The organism is Halomicronema sp. CCY15110, from assembly GCF_016888165.1.
In the GTDB taxonomy this organism is placed as follows: Bacteria; Cyanobacteriota; Cyanobacteriia; order Phormidesmidales; family Phormidesmidaceae; genus Halomicronema.
This window is the reverse complement of record NZ_JACSWC010000366.1, coordinates 1-15,996: the sequence shown is the minus strand read 5'-3', so window position 1 is coordinate 15,996 and position 15,996 is coordinate 1. Positions and strand designations below refer to the sequence as shown.

Sequence of the window (15,996 nt, the reverse complement as noted above, 5' to 3'; positions counted from 1 at the left end):
TTTCATCGACGGGTTGCGACTCTGCTCAACCCTCAATTTCTGGTCTCCAAGCAATATCGCCGATTGAGCGGAGTCGAAATCAGCCACCAGCTTATCGTTTAATTCGGCCCAGCTACTTAGCTGTTACAGATCTCGGCAACGTTGAGGATATCTTGCGGCAATTCCAGCAATTGATGCCCGCGTGGTTAACCATTACACTTGCATCAATTTACTCAAGAGCGGCCTATCGCCACATCTTATTTTCTAAGTCGCGCACTTGCCGTTCTAGGCGGTCGAGTCGTCCCCGTAACTCATCCATTTCGCGTTGTTGAGGCACGCCCAGATCTTGCAGTACGTTGCGCAACTGCCGCTGAATTTGTTCATCAAAATTGGCGGACTCTCCCGAAAACTGGGTCATGATGTCATCTACAAAGCGGCTGGCCTGCTCAGGGTTAATGCGACCTTCGCGCACCCACTCGTCGCTGACTTCACGCAATCGCTCGGCTACTAGAGAAGTGGTGCCGATGCCAATCATCATGATTTGACGGAGCAGGTTGTTGGTATCCATGTCGCCTCCAGAAGTCAGTAGGGTGTACTCAAAGTACCGTTTTATTGTGACAAAGAACCGCGATCGCCCCGATCTCAAGAACCGAACCGATTAGGACATCTAGCTGCGGTGGGAAGTTGTGGTCATCATGCCGCCTGTAAATTTAGACAGGTGCGGTGCGATCGCGTAATGTTTCTCTCGCAAACTGTTGAGTGTGAATCAAACCATGGTCATTGAATGGCTGGAAATCCGAGTGTCGGCTGAAAACCGTGAGCGATACATTCAGGTAGACGACGACATCTGGACGCCTGCACTCCAGCAATACGACGGCTTTATCGCTAAAGAGACCTGGATCTCCCCGGCTGATCCAGAACTGTTGATCTTGATGATTCGCTGGGAAACGCGCGACCAGTGGAAGGCCATTCCGGAAGAGGAACTCACCGAAATTACCCAGCAATTTGATGATGCGCTGGGCTGTGAATATACGATGGCAGCGTCTAAGGAATATCAGGTGCGGCGGTTTCCCGTGAGTCGGGAATCCACACGCTAGGATACGAGTGGACTTTGGGAATAGACCGCGATGCCACTCTGCCCACGCTGTGACAATCAGGTGAAAGCGACGGATCTGGTCTGTGCTCGTTGTCGTCTTCAGCTTAAGGCCCACGGACACCCCAGCATCGAACTGCATCAGGCCACGACGGATGAGGTGCTCTGCCAGACCTGCGCCTACGATGCCGACGATACCTGCACGTTTCCCCAGCGGCCCCACGCCCGGACTTGTACCCTCTATCAATCCATTACCGCTGAGGCTGAACGCGCTCAAGGAACAGTGCGATCGCCCCAGCCTGCGCCTTCGTTGGCCGTCATCTGGTATCGCTATCGAGTGTGGATTATTTTGCTGGCAATATTTGGAATTAGCTTGCTAATCACCGTGTTTTAGCGTTGCGGTTTGGCCTGGCGCGTCAAAATTTGGCTAAATGCTTGAGCGATCGCTTCACGCTTTCCCTCACAACAGATGCAGAATTAACCAGTTGGGATAAGTAAATACTCGATCCTCGTGGGTTGAGCAAACGAAGGTGGCAACAACTGGATAAAAGGACAACACCAGCAAATAACCGCCGAGTGCCAGCCCTAATAACAGGCCAATGGGCGGCAACAATGCAAGGATCAGCGCCAATGCGATGGCTCCGAAGATGAGCGGAATGAACAAAATCAAGCAGGTGATGGTGTAGTTCAATGCTTCACGGGCATTGTCTTTGACGACTTTGTCTTGGGTGGTGAGAAAAATGATCAGCGGCACAGCAAAGCGCAAGAGGCCCAAACCGTTGGCAATGAAGGAGTCGCTGAACAAGAGATACAGCAGAATACTAGCCAGCATGGAAATGGAACCATGGGCGATCGCGGACATCACTTGCTGAGTGAGATCTTTCTGCTGGGGTTTTTTAGGCGTGCGGGGCTGACTGCGCACCGGGGTCGCTGGCGAAGATGACGTCCTGGGGCGTTGAGGAATACTCGCGCCATCGTAGACAAAGCGCGAGTCACCCGCTGAGCCCGCCCGATCCACGGGGCCAGCCACATCCTGGGGGGGTGATGGGGTGTCGGTGATGCTGTCAAAGGGATTTTGATCAGCCGGTAAAGGTGATGGGGGCGGCTCCGGCTCCGCTGGGGGGGCATAAGAATGGCTGGCCGCCGCCGCTATTACCGGCGGCGGCCCCGAGGTGGCGCGGGTAGTGGGCGGGGAACTAGGCGTGGCATCAGCGGTTGTCATCAACTTTTGGAGGGCGTTGCTGGCCCATTGCCGCACCTGGGGAATCTCACTTTTGGCTAATTGCTCACACAGGGCGATCGCGTGCAAATCGCGATGGTCGCGGTAATAAGCCTGAATCAGCCACATTTGCGCTTGAAAAAACTGCTTAGACTGACGATTTGTGGTTTCTTTGCAGAACTGTTCCAGACTGGCGATCGCGTCGGGATAACGTGCTTGTTTGAATGCGAGGGAGCCATTTTGGTAAAGCGAGAGAGCAGAGTTGTTCATGACGCTGATGCCACTACCATATGCTGTCCCTAACATGCCCGGCGTTGGGCCGAGCCGATCAACCCTCCGGGGCCAGCACGGCGAAGATTTACAGATCTTTAAGTACACCCACTGATGCTTTGTAGGGCACGGCATCAAGGAATGTTAGAAAACCTGCGGAGGTCAGCATGGCTGTGCTCGCCTTCAGACGCTGGGCCAGGGCCTGTCGCCTCCGTCCTGCTCGGGTTTGACGGTGGCATCATGGATAGCCTCAGAGGGCGAGGAATTTTGAGAACTGTGTGGTTCAAACAGTCTTGATGTTTCACGGTGTAATAGAATCTTGGCGATTTTCCTTCTTATAGAAAAAGTCGCAATCAGAATGAATGTGTTCTCATGACAAATCCTTCTCCAGAACCCGCGTCTACCCCCGGCGCGATCGCCCAGTTTTTTGATTTTGAAGGGTTAAAAACCAACCTACGCACCGAAATCATTGCGGGCATCACCACCTTCATCACCATGGGCTACATCCTGGTGGTGAATCCCGGTATTCTCTCGGCTGCCATCTTTTTACAAGAAAGCGGTGATCTGTTTGGTGAGCTGGTCGTGGCGACTGGTATCTCCGCCATGATCGCCACCCTGATCATGGGCATCGTGGCTAAGTATCCCATTGCCCTCGCCCCCGGCATGGGCTTAAACGCCTTTTTTGCCTACTCTGTCGTGTTGGAATTGGGGATCGACTGGCGCGTGGCCCTCGCTGCCGTCTTTATCGAAGGGCTCATTTTCATTGGCCTCACCCTGACCAATTTTCGGGCGGCGATTATTACCGCCATTCCCGAATGTTTGAAGCGGTCTGTGGCGGCTGGTATTGGCCTGTTTATCGCCTATATTGCCCTCTCGGGTAATCCAGAATTTGGGGGCGCGGGCATCATTGTGTCCTCTGAGGCCACCATCACCACTCTAGGTAACCTGGGCCAACCGGAAACGTTGATGGCGATCGCCGGTATTGTCATTACGTCGGCATTTGTCGCCCGCCGGGTCAAAGGCGGCTTACTCTGGGGCATTTTGGCCACCGCAATTTTAGGCTGGATCTTGCAAATTTCGCCGGCACCCCAGGGCATTGTGGGTCTTCCCATTTGGCCCAAAGATCTGTTAGGACAAGCTTTTGTGGGCTTAGGTCAAATTGGTTCGGCTGGGATTGCGAACTTTTTAGCGGTGCTGTTTGTCTTTTTGTTTGTGGACTTGTTTGACACCATTGGCACCCTCTCCGGCATTGGTATACAAGCGGGCTATATCGACGAAGAGGGCAAATTGCCCCGCGCCAATCAGGCGTTGCTCGCTGATGCAATCGGGACGACTGCCGGAGCGCTACTGGGTACCTCCACCGTCACCAGCTATATTGAATCGGCCTCTGGCATCTCGGAAGGTGGGCGATCGGGCTTTGCTGCCGTGGTATCAGCGGGTTGCTTTTTCTTGTCAATCTTCTTTATTCCGTTGATTTCCGCGATTCCTGGCTATGCTACGGCTCCGGCATTGGTGATTGTCGGTGTCCTAATGATGGGTAGCGTCACGGGAATTCGCTGGTCTGATCCGGCTGAGTCGATTCCTTGCTTTTTGACGATTTTGCTCATGCCGCTCACCTACTCCATTGCCGAAGGTCTCGCGGTTGGCTTCATCATGTACCCGTTGATGAAAGCGTTCCAAGGTAAGGCCCATGAGGTGAACTGGGTGATTTGGCTATTGGCTGCGATTTTTGTGGCGCGGTTTGTCTTGCTAGGGTTGGGCATCGCTTAGGGGCCACTGCTCACCTCGCTCCGCCGAAAAAGACCGTTGTAGGAGCTATTCCCCTACAGCGGTCTTTGGTTTGCCAGTCTCTGGGCCGACAGTTCATCCAGGGACAAAAGGAGGGGGTGAATTGGCGTTTCTAGAGGCTTGTGGTGATTGTTAGGGCAGGCCATGAGCGGGACAGACATCCAGTCTGGCCGCTGTGGTTGCAGAGCTGATCCCGATCAGCCGATCTAATGCATCCTGTCCGATTCGGCTAATCCACTACCCGCAAACGTCCTTGATGGAGGGCTTCGTATACGCGATCCAACAAATCTTTGTCTGAAGGCGACAAGCTATTTTGAGAAAATAAACACATCAGTAGTTGCTGATCATGACGGGTGATGCGGCGAGTCGTAAAAATTTTCTCGATGGTAGTCTCAAGGTTGATCATCTTCAGGGCACTCCTGATTCCTAATTTAATGGGAATACGCGATTGATGGGAGAGGATTTCCAGACGCTAGTCGAACGTCCGCAAATCCTCGCTAGAACAAGGTAAAGCAAGACAGTCTATTTAGGCGTTCACCCTAACCCTTAGCGGCTTCAGAATGCCGATCCCATCCTATGTTTTACTTTAGTCTGTGTGTATTTATTGATGCATCGGTATTCATTGCGGATTTGCAGACACAAGTCCTGTAAATGCTGCTCGATCGCTTGGAAAACTGCGGATCGCAAAAACACGTAGTGAGCCTGAAATTTCTCCAATAGAGTCAGATCTGACGTGATTTATCCGTAAATCTGCTGACATTAAAAAACAGGAGGCGCGATCGCACCTCCTGTTCAAACGGTCATAATTTTCAAACTTATTGCAGTCTTTACAAATAGCTGACTTGGAATCGTCTGGCTGATTTGCGGGACTCTAAACCGCAGCGAGTTCTGGCGTTGGGCGCTTGCTGTTACGGATGCCCGCGATCGCGTCAGCGTAGTCAGCCGCTTTGAAGACTCCAGAGCCCGAGACAATCGCATTCGCGCCCGCTTCAATCACTTGCCAAGCGTTGTCGGGCTTTAGACCCCCGTCCACTTCAATCCAGGGATCAAGGCCGCGATCGTCACACATTTGACGCAGGTTTTGCACCTTCGTGATCATTTCCGGAATGAACTTTTGACCGCCGAAACCGGGGTTGACGCTCATGATCAGCACCAAGTCGCACAGTTCCAACACATGCTCAATCAAGGTGAGGGGCGTCGAAGGATTGAGCACGACTCCGGCTTGTTTCCCCAACTCGCGGATTTGGCCCAAGGTGCGATGCAAGTGAGGAGAGGCATTGTGCTCGGCGTGTACAGAAATAATGTCAGCCCCAGCCTTGGCAAAGTCTTCAACGTATTTCTCAGGCTCCACAATCATCAGGTGCACATCCAAGGTTTTCTGAGTGACCGGACGTAATGCCTGCACGATCAGGGGACCAATGGTGATGTTCGGTACAAACCGACCATCCATGACATCCACATGAACCCAATCAGCACCGGCTTCATCGATGGCACGAACCTCATCACCCAACCGGCTAAAGTCAGCTGACAAAATGGATGGAGCAACAACAACAGATTTTTGAGACTGAGCCATAGCTGACGGGTTCTCCTAAATGCTTTAGTAGTTATCGTAACAAAACCTTTAGCTTTTCAACAGCGCTCCGACGGTTGATTCAGGCGCTGCCGTCATAGGGGTGGGGGCTTGCCGCGATCGCGTTTCCCTATTGACGCAGTGCAGTTCAGGGACAATTCCTGGCGATTTCTGGTGGTTAGCTGGGGCGGTCTCTGTTACGAAGTGATGACAGTGGGAGTTGCTAATATCAAAGGAATCATGGCCTTGGGCGTTTGGCTGAGGGTAGACGCCCGTAAGCTGTGAGTCTGGGGCTGACATGCCGGTGAGCAGTGGTGGGTCAAAATTGCTGGCGACGTTATCCCTATTACCGTTGGGCGGGCGATTTTTATATACTCTCGGCTAATGACTTTGAGACGTTGACAACGGGCTGAATTTGAAAGAGTTAACTGCTGCTTGGGAGTTTAGAAGCGGAATGAATTCATCAAAACTGGCGAGGCTGGTGCGCGACTGGCGGAGTCGTTGTTTATTGACCCTTGGAGCAGTGGGTGTCGGGATGCCAGTCTGGGCGTTATCGACTTCGGTCGGATCGGGCGGGATTGATGCCCTCCGGCTGCATGGCGCACCCTATTTTTTGACCGGCGACAAAATTGCCATTGGCCAGGTCGAAATTGGTCGTCCCAGTCAATTTGGCTTAGATAAGGTGGCGAATCCTGATCTGCCGGTGAAAGTCAGTCGAGTCTTTTTTTTAGATCAGCAGCCCAATCCCAATCAGTATGTGGATGGTCATGCGGCCAACGTGGCCAGCGTTATGATCAGTCAGGATAAGACGTTGACGGGGGTGGCCCCGAACGCGATGTTGTACGCGGCGGCGATCGGCCCCATTCGTGGCCGCAGTGGACAGCCAGAGGAATGTTTTGCGTCGCAGCAGGTGGCGCTCGGCAATGGTGGTGATGTGCGAGCAATCAACTTCAGCTTTGGGGAGTCGCTGAGCCGTGACCCGCGACCCGAGGCGGTGCTGGATGGCAATGCCTTGTTGACCCGCTGCATTGATTGGTCACAGCGCCTACATGATGTGTTGTACGTTGTGGCGGGCAATCAAGGGGGCGGGGGGATTCCGATCCCGACGGATAACTTCAATGGCATTAATGTGGCCTACTCCCGTGAGGTCGATGGTGTGTTTAGCAAAATCGATTTTGCTAACCTGAGCAGTGAGCCCGACTTTCAGCCTCGGCGATCGCCTGTCCCTGAGAGTAATGTGGGCGATCGCCGATCGATTAATCTGGTGGCTCCGGGCAGTCTCATCACGGTCATCAATCCCGACGGTAACTCGCGCACGGTGAGCGGAACGAGCTTTGCCGCCCCCCATGTCACGGCTACCGTGGCGCTGTTACAAGAATGGGCCGATCGCCAGATTCGATCGCCGGAAGCGAACTGGACGCTGGATGCCCGTGAGCCGATGGTGATGAAAGCGGTGCTGCTGAATTCGGCGGACAAGCTGGCGGACAGCGGTGACGGGCGCTTGCTAGGCATGACGCGCACTTTGCTAGATGAGAGCAATCAAAACTGGCTGGCCTCAGACGCTTATCGGGACCCAACGCGCCCCCTTCATGCCGAACTGGGCACGGGACATCTCAATGCCGCGCGGGCGTTACAACAGCTCCAGGGGGGGGAATGGTCAGCAGCCCAAGCGGTACCGGCCATTGGGTGGAGTTTTGGCACAGCAGAGTCGCCTTTACCGCCAGATTTGCCCCGCACTGAGCAAACCAATTTACAGCGCGACTATGTGTTTGCGGAGCCGTTGGCGGGGGGCAGCTATCTCTCGGCGACGCTGGCTTGGGAGCGCCTGGTGGTGCTCAATGATGCCAATAACAACGGTCTTTATGATCTGGGGGAAACGTTTACCGATCGCGGCATCAACAATCTCGATCTCTATCTCATGCGGGCTGAGGATGACGACTTGTCCGACAGCATTTGGTCATCGGTGAGTCGGGTCGATAGTGTGGAGCATTTGTTCACCCAAATTCCGGAGACGGGGACGTATAAACTGCGGGTGGTGTATCGTCAGCAGGTGCCCGATGCGCTGGCGCAAAACTATGCGTTGGCTTGGTGGGCGGTACCGGCCTCTGAAGTCAATTAGGCACCGCATTTTGAAGCCGCATCAAGCTGCACCAGTTTGTTAGGGTGTATGGCAAGTCGTTAAGGACAGTGCAGTCATGACCGTGTCGCCCGCTACCGATATCGTGGTCGAGTCGCCGCCGAGTCGCGATCGCCTCGCGGAATTGGGAGTCTTGGACTGGCCGATTTGGACGAAGGAAGCCTCGACTTTTCCCTGGACTTACGACGAATCGGAAACTTGTTACTTCCTGGCGGGGGATGTGGTGGTCACGCCCGATGGCGGTCGTCCTGTCACGATGGGACCAGGTGATTTGGTGCGCTTCCCGGCGGGGATGTCCTGTACTTGGGAAATTCGGACTGCGGTCAAAAAGCATTACATGTTTGGGGATGAGTAATGCGGGCCACGTGATGGCAGTCGCCGCTATATTCTGGCAATTTTGAAAATTACTATGCGCTATTTATTCCAGGGCTATCGTCGTTTGCTCACCCATCCCCAGTACGGGATTTGGGTCTTTTTCGGTTCTTTGCTCTATCTCATCAGCCCCATCGATATTTCACCGGATTTGATTCCCCTGGTGGGCCAAATCGATGATGTGGCGCTCATTGTGCTGATGGTATCGGCGGCGAGTCAGTGGCTCAGCCAGCAATTTCTGAGTGGGCAGACGTCAGAGTCTCAACCATCAGACGACGAGGCCGCTGAGACGGTGGACGTTAAAGCGGTGGAGGTAGACTAAGGGATCTGCAACTAAATAAAGTACCTGTTCAATCCGGTTTCGACTCCGCTCAACCTACCAGTATCGAGAGTTGAGCGGAGTCGAAACTCGGTTCATGGGGATCTTTTTTGTGCGCAAGTCCCGAAGTCCGCGATCGCCCTGCTGACGTTACCCACGCTACCGATGCGGTTGGTCAGATGACTGTAGATCCGCTTTTGCCAGTTGTGCCAAGAACGAGTGATGCTTGCAGCTTATTCAACCGCTCGCACACCATGAATCGTCGTCGCGGGCAGCTTGGCCGGGACTGGCGTGATTTCAATAGACTTAATATTTTGTCTTTGCAGGATCAGCAGCTTATCGCCCATTTCTAACAGCACATTCTCGTCGTGCAGCATCTTTTGCAAATGACTGACTAGGTTGGCCGTTTCTGTCCCTTCGCGTTGTGAATCCCACTCGAACTGCTGTTCAGTGCCATCCATATATTGGATATACATTTTGACCGTTTGGCTCATTGCCCAGTCTCCTGAATTATGCGATCGCATCTCAGGAATCATACTGTCAGCTATTTGACTAGGGCGGCGAGTCGGCGCGAGCCTTAACAGCCTGTAACATTGCCGGGTTTTGGGTCGTCTCGTCAGTGTGCCCTCGGAGAGTAAATCGCGGCAACGAACATTCCGCGTTAGGGGACAGTCGTCGAAGAGCCATTGTTCAACTGAGTGGATGTGATATCGCAACTGGTCAAGGGATGCTCTTGCTGCATGAGGCCATATTCCAACCCTTCGACTACGGCTTGATAAGAAGCCTCGATGATGTTGCCGGATACCCCCACCGTCGTCCAGCGCTGCTGGCCGTTGCTGGATTCGATCAGGACGCGGGTTTTGGCATCGGTGCCTGCCCGCCCGTCCAGAATACGGACTTTGTAGTCGCTGAGGTGAAAGTTGGCGATCGCGGGATAGAAGTTGGCCAGGGCTTTTCTGAGGGCGCGATCCAATGCCGAGACCGGGCCATTGCCTTCCGCCGCTTCCAGGATTTCTTGGTCGTTGATGATGACTTTGACGGTGGCGAGCGATCGCGTTTTCCAGTGGGCTTCTGAGGGTAAATTATCGCAGTGGACTTGGAAGCCTCGCAGGGCAAAAAAGCTGGGCCGCTGACCAAGCACTTCGCGCATGAGCAATTCAAAACTGGCTTCCGCCGCCTCAAACTGGTAACCCTCGTGCTCCAGTTCCTTCAGTCGAGTGAGCAATTGCCGCGAGGCCGTGTCTTGCTTGTTAAGCTCAATGCCAAAACTGCGGGCCTTCGCCAAGATGTTGCTGAGGCCAGACTGATCGGAAACCACGATGCGCCGACGATTGCCGATCGCGGCGGGGGCAATGTGCTCGTAGGTTTTGGGATTTTTCTCCACGGCGCTAACGTGGATGCCCCCCTTATGGGCAAAGGCCGAGAGGCCGACGAAGGGCGCGTGGTCATCGGGGGCTAGGTTGGCTAACTCACTCACGAAGCGACTGGTTTCCGTCAACGACTGCAACCGTTCGGGGGGCAAGCAGGGCTGACCTAATTTCAGTTGCAGATTGGGAATTACGGAGCACAGATTCGCATTGCCGCAGCGCTCGCCATAGCCGTTGATGGTGCCTTGTACCATTGTCGCCCCTTGCTGCACGGCGGCGATCGCGTTTGCCACCGCCATATCGGCGTCATTGTGGGTGTGAATGCCGAGTCGGGGCGCAACCGCCGCTTCAGCGGCCTTCGTCTGAGCGGTGAGCCAGGTTTGCACATCGGCCACAATTTGGCTCACTTCGTGGGGCAAGGTGCCGCCATTGGTATCGCACAGCACCAGCCACTCGGCCCCTGCCGCAAGGGCACTGCCGAGGGTTTGCAGGGCATAGTCAGGGTTCGCCTTGTAGCCGTCAAACCAGTGTTCGGCGTCGTAAATGACGTGCCGCCCCTGCGATCGCAAAAAGGCGATCGTGTCGCCAATCATGGCCAAATTTTCTGCCAGGGTCGTTTGCAACCCTTCCACCACATGCAAATCCCAGGACTTGCCAAACAGGGTGACCCAGTGGGTGCCTGCCGCCAAAATCGCCTGCAACATCGGGTCGGTGTCGGCGGCTTTGCCGGGTCGCCGGGTCGAGCAAAACGCGACGACTTCCGCTTGCTGCAACGGCTCCTCTTTCAACTGCCAAAAGAACTGCACGTCTTTGGGGTTTGCCCCCGGCCAACCGCCTTCAATAAAGGGAATGCCCAGCGCATCGAGCTTGTGGGCAATCCGCAGCTTGTCTTCGATCGACAGGGAGAGCCCTTCTCGCTGCGCCCCATCGCGCAGGGTGGTGTCGTAAATCCAGACGGCGGGCTGATCAGCAGACGCAACGGGTGAAGACATAGCGATCGCAAAAAATGGCAGCAAACGACAGTGTATGCCCCAAAAGCAGGCATAAAACCCATTCTATCGACTGGCCCACCGACCCAGGGTAACGTTGCTAAACAGTAAGATTTTTCTTTTGACAGACAGAAGTTGGCCGGGGTAAGGCTGACTCAATGGCCGCAGGAGGACAGGGTTTGGCAAACTTAAATGAGTTAATTAAGGCTGGGCGGTGGCCCAGGCTGTGAGGAGTCCAGATGCCCAAGGTGATGGCGCAGGGAAAGACGTTCGATTGCGAAGTGGGCGCAATTTTGAGGACAGTATTGCTGAAAAACGGCGTTGATTTGCATAACGGCCAGTCCAAATTGATCAACTGTCGCGGACTGGGCAGTTGTGGCACTTGCGCTGTGCAGATTGACGGTGAGGTGTCTGAGGTGAGTTGGCGCGATCGCACTCGCCGCTCGTTGCCACCCCACAATCCTGACTGCGATTTACGGCTGGCCTGTCAAACCCGAGTGCTGGGCGATGTTCGCGTCACCAAGTACACCGAGTTTTGGGGGCAGGGGATGGAGCCGCAGTGGACACCCGAAAGTTCGTGACTCATCAGGGACTGATGGGGGGACGTGAGGAGAGCGATCGCTTTCAGACATCTGGTGCACGAACTCGCCAGGGTATACTCACCTTCTAAGATTGCGAAGACCTCCAAAAGGTTGCTAAGAGCTTCCAATAGTGCCTTGCATGAAATTTACTCCTTACTTTTTGAACGTCGTCCCGCGCAAACATCCTGAAGTCCAGCTGGAGTGGATTGAGAGAATTGTTAGCAACCCAGTCAAACAGATAAAACAAGCGGATGGTCGTCTCGTGTATTGGGGAAATATCCCGGAAATGGGAGGTCGAGTATTACGAGTGATCACCCTAGAAGATGGAGAAACCATTCACAACGCTTTTTTTGATCGCAACTTTTATCGGCGGCAGCAACGAGGAGAAGAACCATCATGAAGCTGAGCTATTTTTCTGACACTGATACGCTCTACATCGATATCAGCGATCGCCCCAGCGTTGAATCTGAAGTTATCAATGAAAACCTGATTATTGATTTAGACAGCGACGGTCAACCTGTTGGCATCACCTTGGAGCATTACAGCCAAACCGCGAGTTCGTCAGCGATTGAAGTGGATCTGCCGATCGCCCTGCTGACAACACAACAGTAGGCTTAAGGCATTGGGGACTGCGATCGCTGCCTGCATCTCCTACACTGACAGGGACAGTGCGCGATTCGGCTACGCCAGTGTGGAGGGCAATGTCTTCATTCGGCAAAGACATCCCGCAAATTTCGATAGCCGCTAATCACCCGCAAAATCTCAATTCGGCCTTCCAAAACCCGGTAAAAGATGATGTGGTTCATGAATGAAATCCCTCGCAGACCGGGTTTAAGCTGAGCGTAGGATTTGCCAATGTGAGGATAGCGAGCGAGTTGCTGGCACTTTTTGCCAAACCCTTCCACAAAGCGGTCACCCGCATCCACACTTGCTTGAAGAAAATACCCCGAAATTTCCTCTAGATCTTGGCTAGCTGGAATCGTAATCAGCAGCGTTCCCATTCAGCGGCTGCTCTGGCAGTTTCAACTTTCTGACGTAGCTGAGCCAATACAGTGTCAGCATCAAGCACGTCTCCGCGATCAGCGGCCTCTATTCCAGCTTCAATTTTGAGGCGCGTTTGCTTGACCCAGGCCAAATACTCTGGGGTATTCTCCTCTGACCTTTCAATAACCACCTCTGCGAGCAACACTAGAGCTTGATCTACTGCATCTGCCATTGAAGCATAGCCACCTTGTTGTGCAAGCGCTTCGAGCACTTGGCTCTGCTCTGTACTCAACGTAATTTGCATAGCATTTAAGGCCGAGAGGGTGCTGGCTCTAGTTTAGCCAGATTCGCAGAGAGTTTAGCATCTCGATGCTGAGGCGCAGAAGTTGGCTTACAGGTTTGGTAGGGCGATCGCGGCTACTTTGATGAGGGCTGCGATCGCTGTCGGCATCTCCTACACTTAGAGGCATAGCAACGTTTGTGAAGCGCTAGGGAGGCGAGATCGCGATGATTGCCCTATCGGATAAGACCCCTATGTCGTTCGATGACTTTGCAGATTGGTATCCCGAAGATGCCGAGCATCGCTATGAACTGAGACGGGGAGTGGTGATTGAGATGCCCAAGCCCAGAGGTCAGCACTCCAGAATTGCCGGTGATCTTGCCTATGAGCTGGGCTCAACGATTCGGCAAACACAACGTCCCTGGTTTATTCCGAAAGAGTGCATTATCAAGATCACCAACGATACGGGGTATGAGCCAGATGTCACGGTCTTAGATGATTCTGAGCTACTCCATGAGCCTAGATGGGAACGCGAATCAATTCTTACCCGAGGTCAGAGTGTCAAACTCGCCATAGAAGTCATGTCTACGAATTGGCGTGACGATTATTTGGCTAAATTAGGCGACTACGAAGCCTTAGGCATTCAGGAATATTGGATTGTGGATTATTTGGGCATGGGTGGACGACGCTATATCGGCTCCCCAAAACAGCCCACGCTGACAGTGTGTACCCTCGTTGATGGCGAATATGAGCTAAGCCAGTTTCGGGGCAGCGATCGCATCCTTTCCATCACCTTTCCCACCCTACAACTCACCGCTGCTCAAGTGTTTAACATGCCGGGATAAATTAACCGAGTCAGAGACATATCAGTCTGTTTGAGAGTTTGGGAAGGGCGATCGCGGCGACTTGGATGAGGACTGCGATCGCTATTTACTTCTCCACACTGAAAGGCATCGTAACGGTTGTGAATCGCTAGGGAGGCGACCAGTGTAGGCTGAGCGCACAGTCTACTTTTGTGAACCAAGCCAGTGCAGGCAGCCGACGGGTGGCGACAATAAATGAGCCATTCCATGCGATACCCCCTTCATGCTCACGTCTACCCAAGCAATTTTAGAAAAAGCGCAGCGCTATGGTTACGCGGTGGGGGCGTTCAATCTCTACAATCTCGAAGGCGCGAAAGCAGTGGTCAACGCGGCAGAGGCCGATCGCAGTCCCGCCATCATTCAGATTTTGCCCCAGATTCTGCACTATGGGGGAGCGCCCTTAATCGCCCTCTTTTTAGCAGCGGCGGACTCGGCCCGCGTGCCGATGTCGGTGCATCTGGATCATTGCGAAGAAGCTGATGTCATTGCCCTGTGCCTAGAGGCGGGCATTCAGTCGGTACTGGCCGATGGTTCCAAATTTTCCTACGAAGAGAACCTGGCCTTTACCCATGCCATGACCCAGCTGGCGCATCAAAAGGGAGCTACGGTGGAGGCGGAAATTGGTCGCATCAGCGGCACCGAAGACGGCATGACGGTGGCGGAAAAAGAAGCCAAAATGACTGACCCCGATCAGGCCAAAGCGTTTGTCGCGGCGTCGGGAGTCGATTTTCTTGCGGTGACCATTGGCAATGTGCATGGCCAGTATCACAGCGAGCCTCGGTTAGATTTCGATCGCCTCGCCCAAGTGCGGCAGCGTTTGAAGATTCCCCTGGTGCTGCATGGGGCGTCAGGGCTGCCCGCGTTGATGATTCAGCGATCGATTGAGCTGGGCGTCTGCAAGTTCAACGTCAACACGGAGGTGCGGCAACGGTATTTGGAGTTTTGGCGTGAGTACGGCAAAACGGATTCGCAGACCGATTTGTTGGATTGCCAAAAGGCGGCCACTGCGGCCATGCAGGAGATTGTGGCGCAAAAAATTCGATTATTTGGCAGTGCGGGGAAAGCATAGCTAGAGCAGGGGGCGGACTAGAGTGGGACATCCACATGATTGAGTTGTGTGGCCGCTGTTTTCGTCCCCCACCATCGAGTGCGATCGCTAGAAAAGATGACACTCAGAGAAATATCAGTTTGATCTCAGCTCCATGTGAGATTACGTGGTTATCATGCGTTATCGACAGCACGCTCCGGACTGACCAGAACGGTTAAAAAATTTTAAAAACCATGGAAAATTCTAATTGGCTATTAACGGATGATGGGCAACTGCGTCAGTTTGGTATTGCCGATATGGAACCGCCGCAAAAAGTTTATCGGATATATCATTTTTTAACTGATTTAGATAACGTTCTAGAAAAATTTCAAGATGATATCAGTCGCATCGAAGCGATTGTGCCCCTAGTCCGAAAGCTTTTGATCAGTTCTTATTGGTTGCAGTTGGAATACGATCCCCCATCGCCGAAAACGGGGTGGGCGGTGAAATTCTTGTATCGCGAATATCAATATCCCCTCACGGTACAGATGGTGACTTGGCAGCCGGGGACGCCCTCGACGATTCACAATCACGGCACCTGGGGCATTGTGGCCTTGCTCGGCGGGCAAGAGCGCAATCGGTTTTGGCATCGTGCGGCTGACCCTGACTCTCCCCATCGCATCGAGTCGAGCGGGGAGTTGTTACTCAATCCGGGGGATGTGATTGGCTTCACCAGCGATGCGATTCATGCCATTGAATCAATGGGCGATGAAACGACGGTTTCTTTTAATTTATACGGTGTGACCGATCGCGATCGCCGCTACAAGTTTCATCCTGAGCACCAAACGGCGGAAAAGTTTTGACCTGCTGATGACAGTGACGGTGCAGCGATCGGGCTGCAACCTGTCGTTCTTTAAGGCTTGCCGTTGAGAGTGAAAAAGGACTTCAGTATTGACTGAAATCCTTTAAATAACGTTCTTGATGAAGGCGTGCTGTGTGAGGTCACGACTCTAGTGAGTATGGCTATGAACCAGCACAGGGATCGGCGGCGCAAGGGTCAGCAGCACAGGGGTCAGCCGCGCAAGGGTCAGCCGCGCAAGGATCAGCGGCACAAGGGTCAGCCGCGCAAGGATCAGCGGCACAAGGGTCAGCCGCGCA

20 protein-coding genes are annotated in these 15,996 nt (G+C 53.6%); 12 read left to right on the top strand and 8 right to left on the bottom strand.

Annotation, left to right across the window (positions count from 1 at the left end; translation table 11 throughout):
- Positions 1 to 223: 223 nt before the first annotated feature.
- Positions 224 to 547 carry a phasin family protein gene (locus JUK32_RS17330; RefSeq protein ID WP_039726164.1) on the bottom strand — a complete coding sequence of 108 codons (324 nt, stop codon included), beginning with the start codon at positions 545 to 547 and terminating at the stop codon, positions 224 to 226.
- A 205-nt stretch (positions 548 to 752) separates the two neighbouring features.
- Between JUK32_RS17330 and JUK32_RS17325 the strand changes: the two genes are divergently transcribed.
- Positions 753 to 1,076 (top strand): TIGR03792 family protein, encoded by a 324-nt coding sequence (locus JUK32_RS17325; protein WP_204140119.1) that lies wholly within the window; start codon positions 753 to 755, stop codon positions 1,074 to 1,076.
- 30 nt (positions 1,077 to 1,106) lie between these two features.
- Positions 1,107 to 1,466 (top strand): hypothetical protein, encoded by a 360-nt coding sequence (locus tag JUK32_RS17320; protein WP_204140118.1) that lies wholly within the window; start codon positions 1,107 to 1,109, stop codon positions 1,464 to 1,466.
- Between the two features lie 66 nt (positions 1,467 to 1,532).
- Here the strand turns inward: JUK32_RS17320 and JUK32_RS17315 are convergent, their stop codons facing one another.
- The gene (locus JUK32_RS17315; protein ID WP_204140117.1) at positions 1,533 to 2,561 is read right to left on the bottom strand and encodes a DUF4870 domain-containing protein; all 1,029 of its coding nucleotides are present in this window, start codon (positions 2,559 to 2,561) and stop codon (positions 1,533 to 1,535) included.
- A gap of 372 nt (positions 2,562 to 2,933) precedes the next feature.
- Between JUK32_RS17315 and JUK32_RS17310 the strand changes: the two genes are divergently transcribed.
- A complete protein-coding gene (locus JUK32_RS17310; protein ID WP_204140116.1) occupies positions 2,934 to 4,331 on the top strand; it encodes an NCS2 family permease in 1,398 nt (465 codons plus the stop codon).
- A 247-nt stretch (positions 4,332 to 4,578) separates the two neighbouring features.
- Here JUK32_RS17310 and JUK32_RS17305 read toward each other — a convergent pair whose 3' ends face one another.
- Positions 4,579 to 4,755, bottom strand: a complete 177-nt coding sequence (locus JUK32_RS17305; RefSeq protein WP_204140115.1) for a hypothetical protein — start codon at positions 4,753 to 4,755, stop codon at positions 4,579 to 4,581.
- A gap of 465 nt (positions 4,756 to 5,220) precedes the next feature.
- On the bottom strand, positions 5,221 to 5,922 hold the full coding sequence (gene rpe / locus JUK32_RS17300; RefSeq protein WP_204140114.1) for a ribulose-phosphate 3-epimerase: 702 nt from the start codon (positions 5,920 to 5,922) through the stop codon (positions 5,221 to 5,223).
- A gap of 451 nt (positions 5,923 to 6,373) precedes the next feature.
- On the opposite strand from rpe, the gene JUK32_RS17295 reads away from it, so the two are divergent.
- The 3 genes from JUK32_RS17295 to JUK32_RS17285 all read left to right on the top strand — a co-directional run bounded on the left by JUK32_RS17295 (position 6,374) and on the right by JUK32_RS17285 (position 8,750).
- On the top strand, positions 6,374 to 8,038 hold the full coding sequence (locus JUK32_RS17295; RefSeq protein WP_204140113.1) for a S8 family serine peptidase: 1,665 nt from the start codon (positions 6,374 to 6,376) through the stop codon (positions 8,036 to 8,038).
- A 76-nt stretch (positions 8,039 to 8,114) separates the two neighbouring features.
- Positions 8,115 to 8,411 carry a cupin domain-containing protein gene (locus JUK32_RS17290; RefSeq protein WP_204140112.1) on the top strand — a complete coding sequence of 99 codons (297 nt, stop codon included), beginning with the start codon at positions 8,115 to 8,117 and terminating at the stop codon, positions 8,409 to 8,411.
- 42 nt (positions 8,412 to 8,453) lie between these two features.
- Positions 8,454 to 8,750, top strand: coding sequence for a YkvA family protein (locus JUK32_RS17285; RefSeq protein WP_204140111.1), 297 nt, complete (start codon positions 8,454 to 8,456; stop codon positions 8,748 to 8,750).
- Between the two features lie 230 nt (positions 8,751 to 8,980).
- Here the strand turns inward: JUK32_RS17285 and JUK32_RS17280 are convergent, their stop codons facing one another.
- Both JUK32_RS17280 and cimA read right to left on the bottom strand, forming a co-directional pair.
- Entirely contained in the window at positions 8,981 to 9,241 is a 261-nt protein-coding gene (locus JUK32_RS17280) for a hypothetical protein (protein ID WP_204140110.1), read from the bottom strand.
- 167 nt (positions 9,242 to 9,408) lie between these two features.
- A complete protein-coding gene (gene cimA, locus JUK32_RS17275) occupies positions 9,409 to 11,106 on the bottom strand; it encodes a citramalate synthase (protein WP_204140109.1) in 1,698 nt (565 codons plus the stop codon).
- 236 nt (positions 11,107 to 11,342) lie between these two features.
- Here cimA and JUK32_RS17270 point away from each other — a divergent pair, with 236 nt between their 5' ends.
- The 3 genes from JUK32_RS17270 (at position 11,343) to JUK32_RS17260 (ending at position 12,296) form a co-directional block, all read left to right on the top strand.
- Positions 11,343 to 11,684, top strand: coding sequence for a 2Fe-2S iron-sulfur cluster-binding protein (locus JUK32_RS17270; RefSeq protein WP_204140108.1), 342 nt, complete (start codon positions 11,343 to 11,345; stop codon positions 11,682 to 11,684).
- Between the two features lie 139 nt (positions 11,685 to 11,823).
- On the top strand, positions 11,824 to 12,084 hold the full coding sequence (locus JUK32_RS17265; protein ID WP_204140107.1) for a hypothetical protein: 261 nt from the start codon (positions 11,824 to 11,826) through the stop codon (positions 12,082 to 12,084).
- The gene (locus tag JUK32_RS17260; protein ID WP_204140106.1) at positions 12,081 to 12,296 is read left to right on the top strand and encodes a DUF2283 domain-containing protein; all 216 of its coding nucleotides are present in this window, start codon (positions 12,081 to 12,083) and stop codon (positions 12,294 to 12,296) included. Before JUK32_RS17265 ends, JUK32_RS17260 begins: the two co-directional genes overlap by 4 nt.
- 95 nt (positions 12,297 to 12,391) lie before the next feature.
- Here JUK32_RS17260 and JUK32_RS17255 read toward each other — a convergent pair whose 3' ends face one another.
- Together JUK32_RS17255 and JUK32_RS17250 are read right to left on the bottom strand one after the other, a co-directional pair.
- Positions 12,392 to 12,685, bottom strand: a complete 294-nt coding sequence (locus JUK32_RS17255) for a type II toxin-antitoxin system RelE/ParE family toxin (RefSeq protein WP_204140105.1) — start codon at positions 12,683 to 12,685, stop codon at positions 12,392 to 12,394.
- Entirely contained in the window at positions 12,670 to 12,972 is a 303-nt protein-coding gene (locus tag JUK32_RS17250) for a hypothetical protein (protein WP_204140104.1), read from the bottom strand. The genes JUK32_RS17255 and JUK32_RS17250 overlap by 16 nt, the downstream gene beginning before the upstream one ends.
- Positions 12,973 to 13,175: 203 nt before the next feature.
- Here JUK32_RS17250 and JUK32_RS17245 point away from each other — a divergent pair, with 203 nt between their 5' ends.
- The 3 genes from JUK32_RS17245 (at position 13,176) to JUK32_RS17235 (ending at position 15,701) form a co-directional block, all read left to right on the top strand.
- A complete protein-coding gene (locus JUK32_RS17245; RefSeq protein ID WP_204140103.1) occupies positions 13,176 to 13,793 on the top strand; it encodes a Uma2 family endonuclease in 618 nt (205 codons plus the stop codon).
- A gap of 241 nt (positions 13,794 to 14,034) precedes the next feature.
- Positions 14,035 to 14,880: a class II fructose-bisphosphate aldolase gene (locus tag JUK32_RS17240; RefSeq protein WP_204140102.1), complete on the top strand. Its 846-nt coding sequence runs from the start codon at positions 14,035 to 14,037 to the stop codon at positions 14,878 to 14,880.
- Positions 14,881 to 15,092: 212 nt separating this feature from the next.
- Entirely contained in the window at positions 15,093 to 15,701 is a 609-nt protein-coding gene (locus tag JUK32_RS17235; RefSeq protein WP_204140101.1) for a cupin, read from the top strand.
- Positions 15,702 to 15,996: the final 295 nt, after the last annotated feature.

What these genes read in the sequence shown, in the direction of transcription:
- JUK32_RS17330 (WP_039726164.1), bottom strand. Translation starts at nt 547, where the DNA reads ATGGATACCAACAACCTGCTCCGTCAAATCATGATGATTGGCATCGGC.
- JUK32_RS17325 (WP_204140119.1), top strand. Translation starts at nt 753, where the DNA reads ATGGTCATTGAATGGCTGGAAATCCGAGTGTCGGCTGAAAACCGTGAG.
- JUK32_RS17320 (WP_204140118.1), top strand. Translation starts at nt 1,107, where the DNA reads ATGCCACTCTGCCCACGCTGTGACAATCAGGTGAAAGCGACGGATCTG.
- JUK32_RS17315 (WP_204140117.1), bottom strand. Translation starts at nt 2,561, where the DNA reads ATGAACAACTCTGCTCTCTCGCTTTACCAAAATGGCTCCCTCGCATTC.
- JUK32_RS17310 (WP_204140116.1), top strand. Translation starts at nt 2,934, where the DNA reads ATGACAAATCCTTCTCCAGAACCCGCGTCTACCCCCGGCGCGATCGCC.
- JUK32_RS17305 (WP_204140115.1), bottom strand. Translation starts at nt 4,755, where the DNA reads ATGATCAACCTTGAGACTACCATCGAGAAAATTTTTACGACTCGCCGC.
- rpe (WP_204140114.1), bottom strand. Translation starts at nt 5,922, where the DNA reads ATGGCTCAGTCTCAAAAATCTGTTGTTGTTGCTCCATCCATTTTGTCA.
- JUK32_RS17295 (WP_204140113.1), top strand. Translation starts at nt 6,374, where the DNA reads ATGAATTCATCAAAACTGGCGAGGCTGGTGCGCGACTGGCGGAGTCGT.
- JUK32_RS17290 (WP_204140112.1), top strand. Translation starts at nt 8,115, where the DNA reads ATGACCGTGTCGCCCGCTACCGATATCGTGGTCGAGTCGCCGCCGAGT.
- JUK32_RS17280 (WP_204140110.1), bottom strand. Translation starts at nt 9,241, where the DNA reads ATGAGCCAAACGGTCAAAATGTATATCCAATATATGGATGGCACTGAA.
- cimA (WP_204140109.1), bottom strand. Translation starts at nt 11,106, where the DNA reads ATGTCTTCACCCGTTGCGTCTGCTGATCAGCCCGCCGTCTGGATTTAC.
- JUK32_RS17270 (WP_204140108.1), top strand. Translation starts at nt 11,343, where the DNA reads ATGCCCAAGGTGATGGCGCAGGGAAAGACGTTCGATTGCGAAGTGGGC.
- JUK32_RS17265 (WP_204140107.1), top strand. Translation starts at nt 11,824, where the DNA reads ATGAAATTTACTCCTTACTTTTTGAACGTCGTCCCGCGCAAACATCCT.
- JUK32_RS17260 (WP_204140106.1), top strand. Translation starts at nt 12,081, where the DNA reads ATGAAGCTGAGCTATTTTTCTGACACTGATACGCTCTACATCGATATC.
- JUK32_RS17255 (WP_204140105.1), bottom strand. Translation starts at nt 12,685, where the DNA reads ATGGGAACGCTGCTGATTACGATTCCAGCTAGCCAAGATCTAGAGGAA.
- JUK32_RS17250 (WP_204140104.1), bottom strand. Translation starts at nt 12,972, where the DNA reads ATGCAAATTACGTTGAGTACAGAGCAGAGCCAAGTGCTCGAAGCGCTT.
- JUK32_RS17245 (WP_204140103.1), top strand. Translation starts at nt 13,176, where the DNA reads ATGATTGCCCTATCGGATAAGACCCCTATGTCGTTCGATGACTTTGCA.
- JUK32_RS17240 (WP_204140102.1), top strand. Translation starts at nt 14,035, where the DNA reads ATGCTCACGTCTACCCAAGCAATTTTAGAAAAAGCGCAGCGCTATGGT.
- JUK32_RS17235 (WP_204140101.1), top strand. Translation starts at nt 15,093, where the DNA reads ATGGAAAATTCTAATTGGCTATTAACGGATGATGGGCAACTGCGTCAG.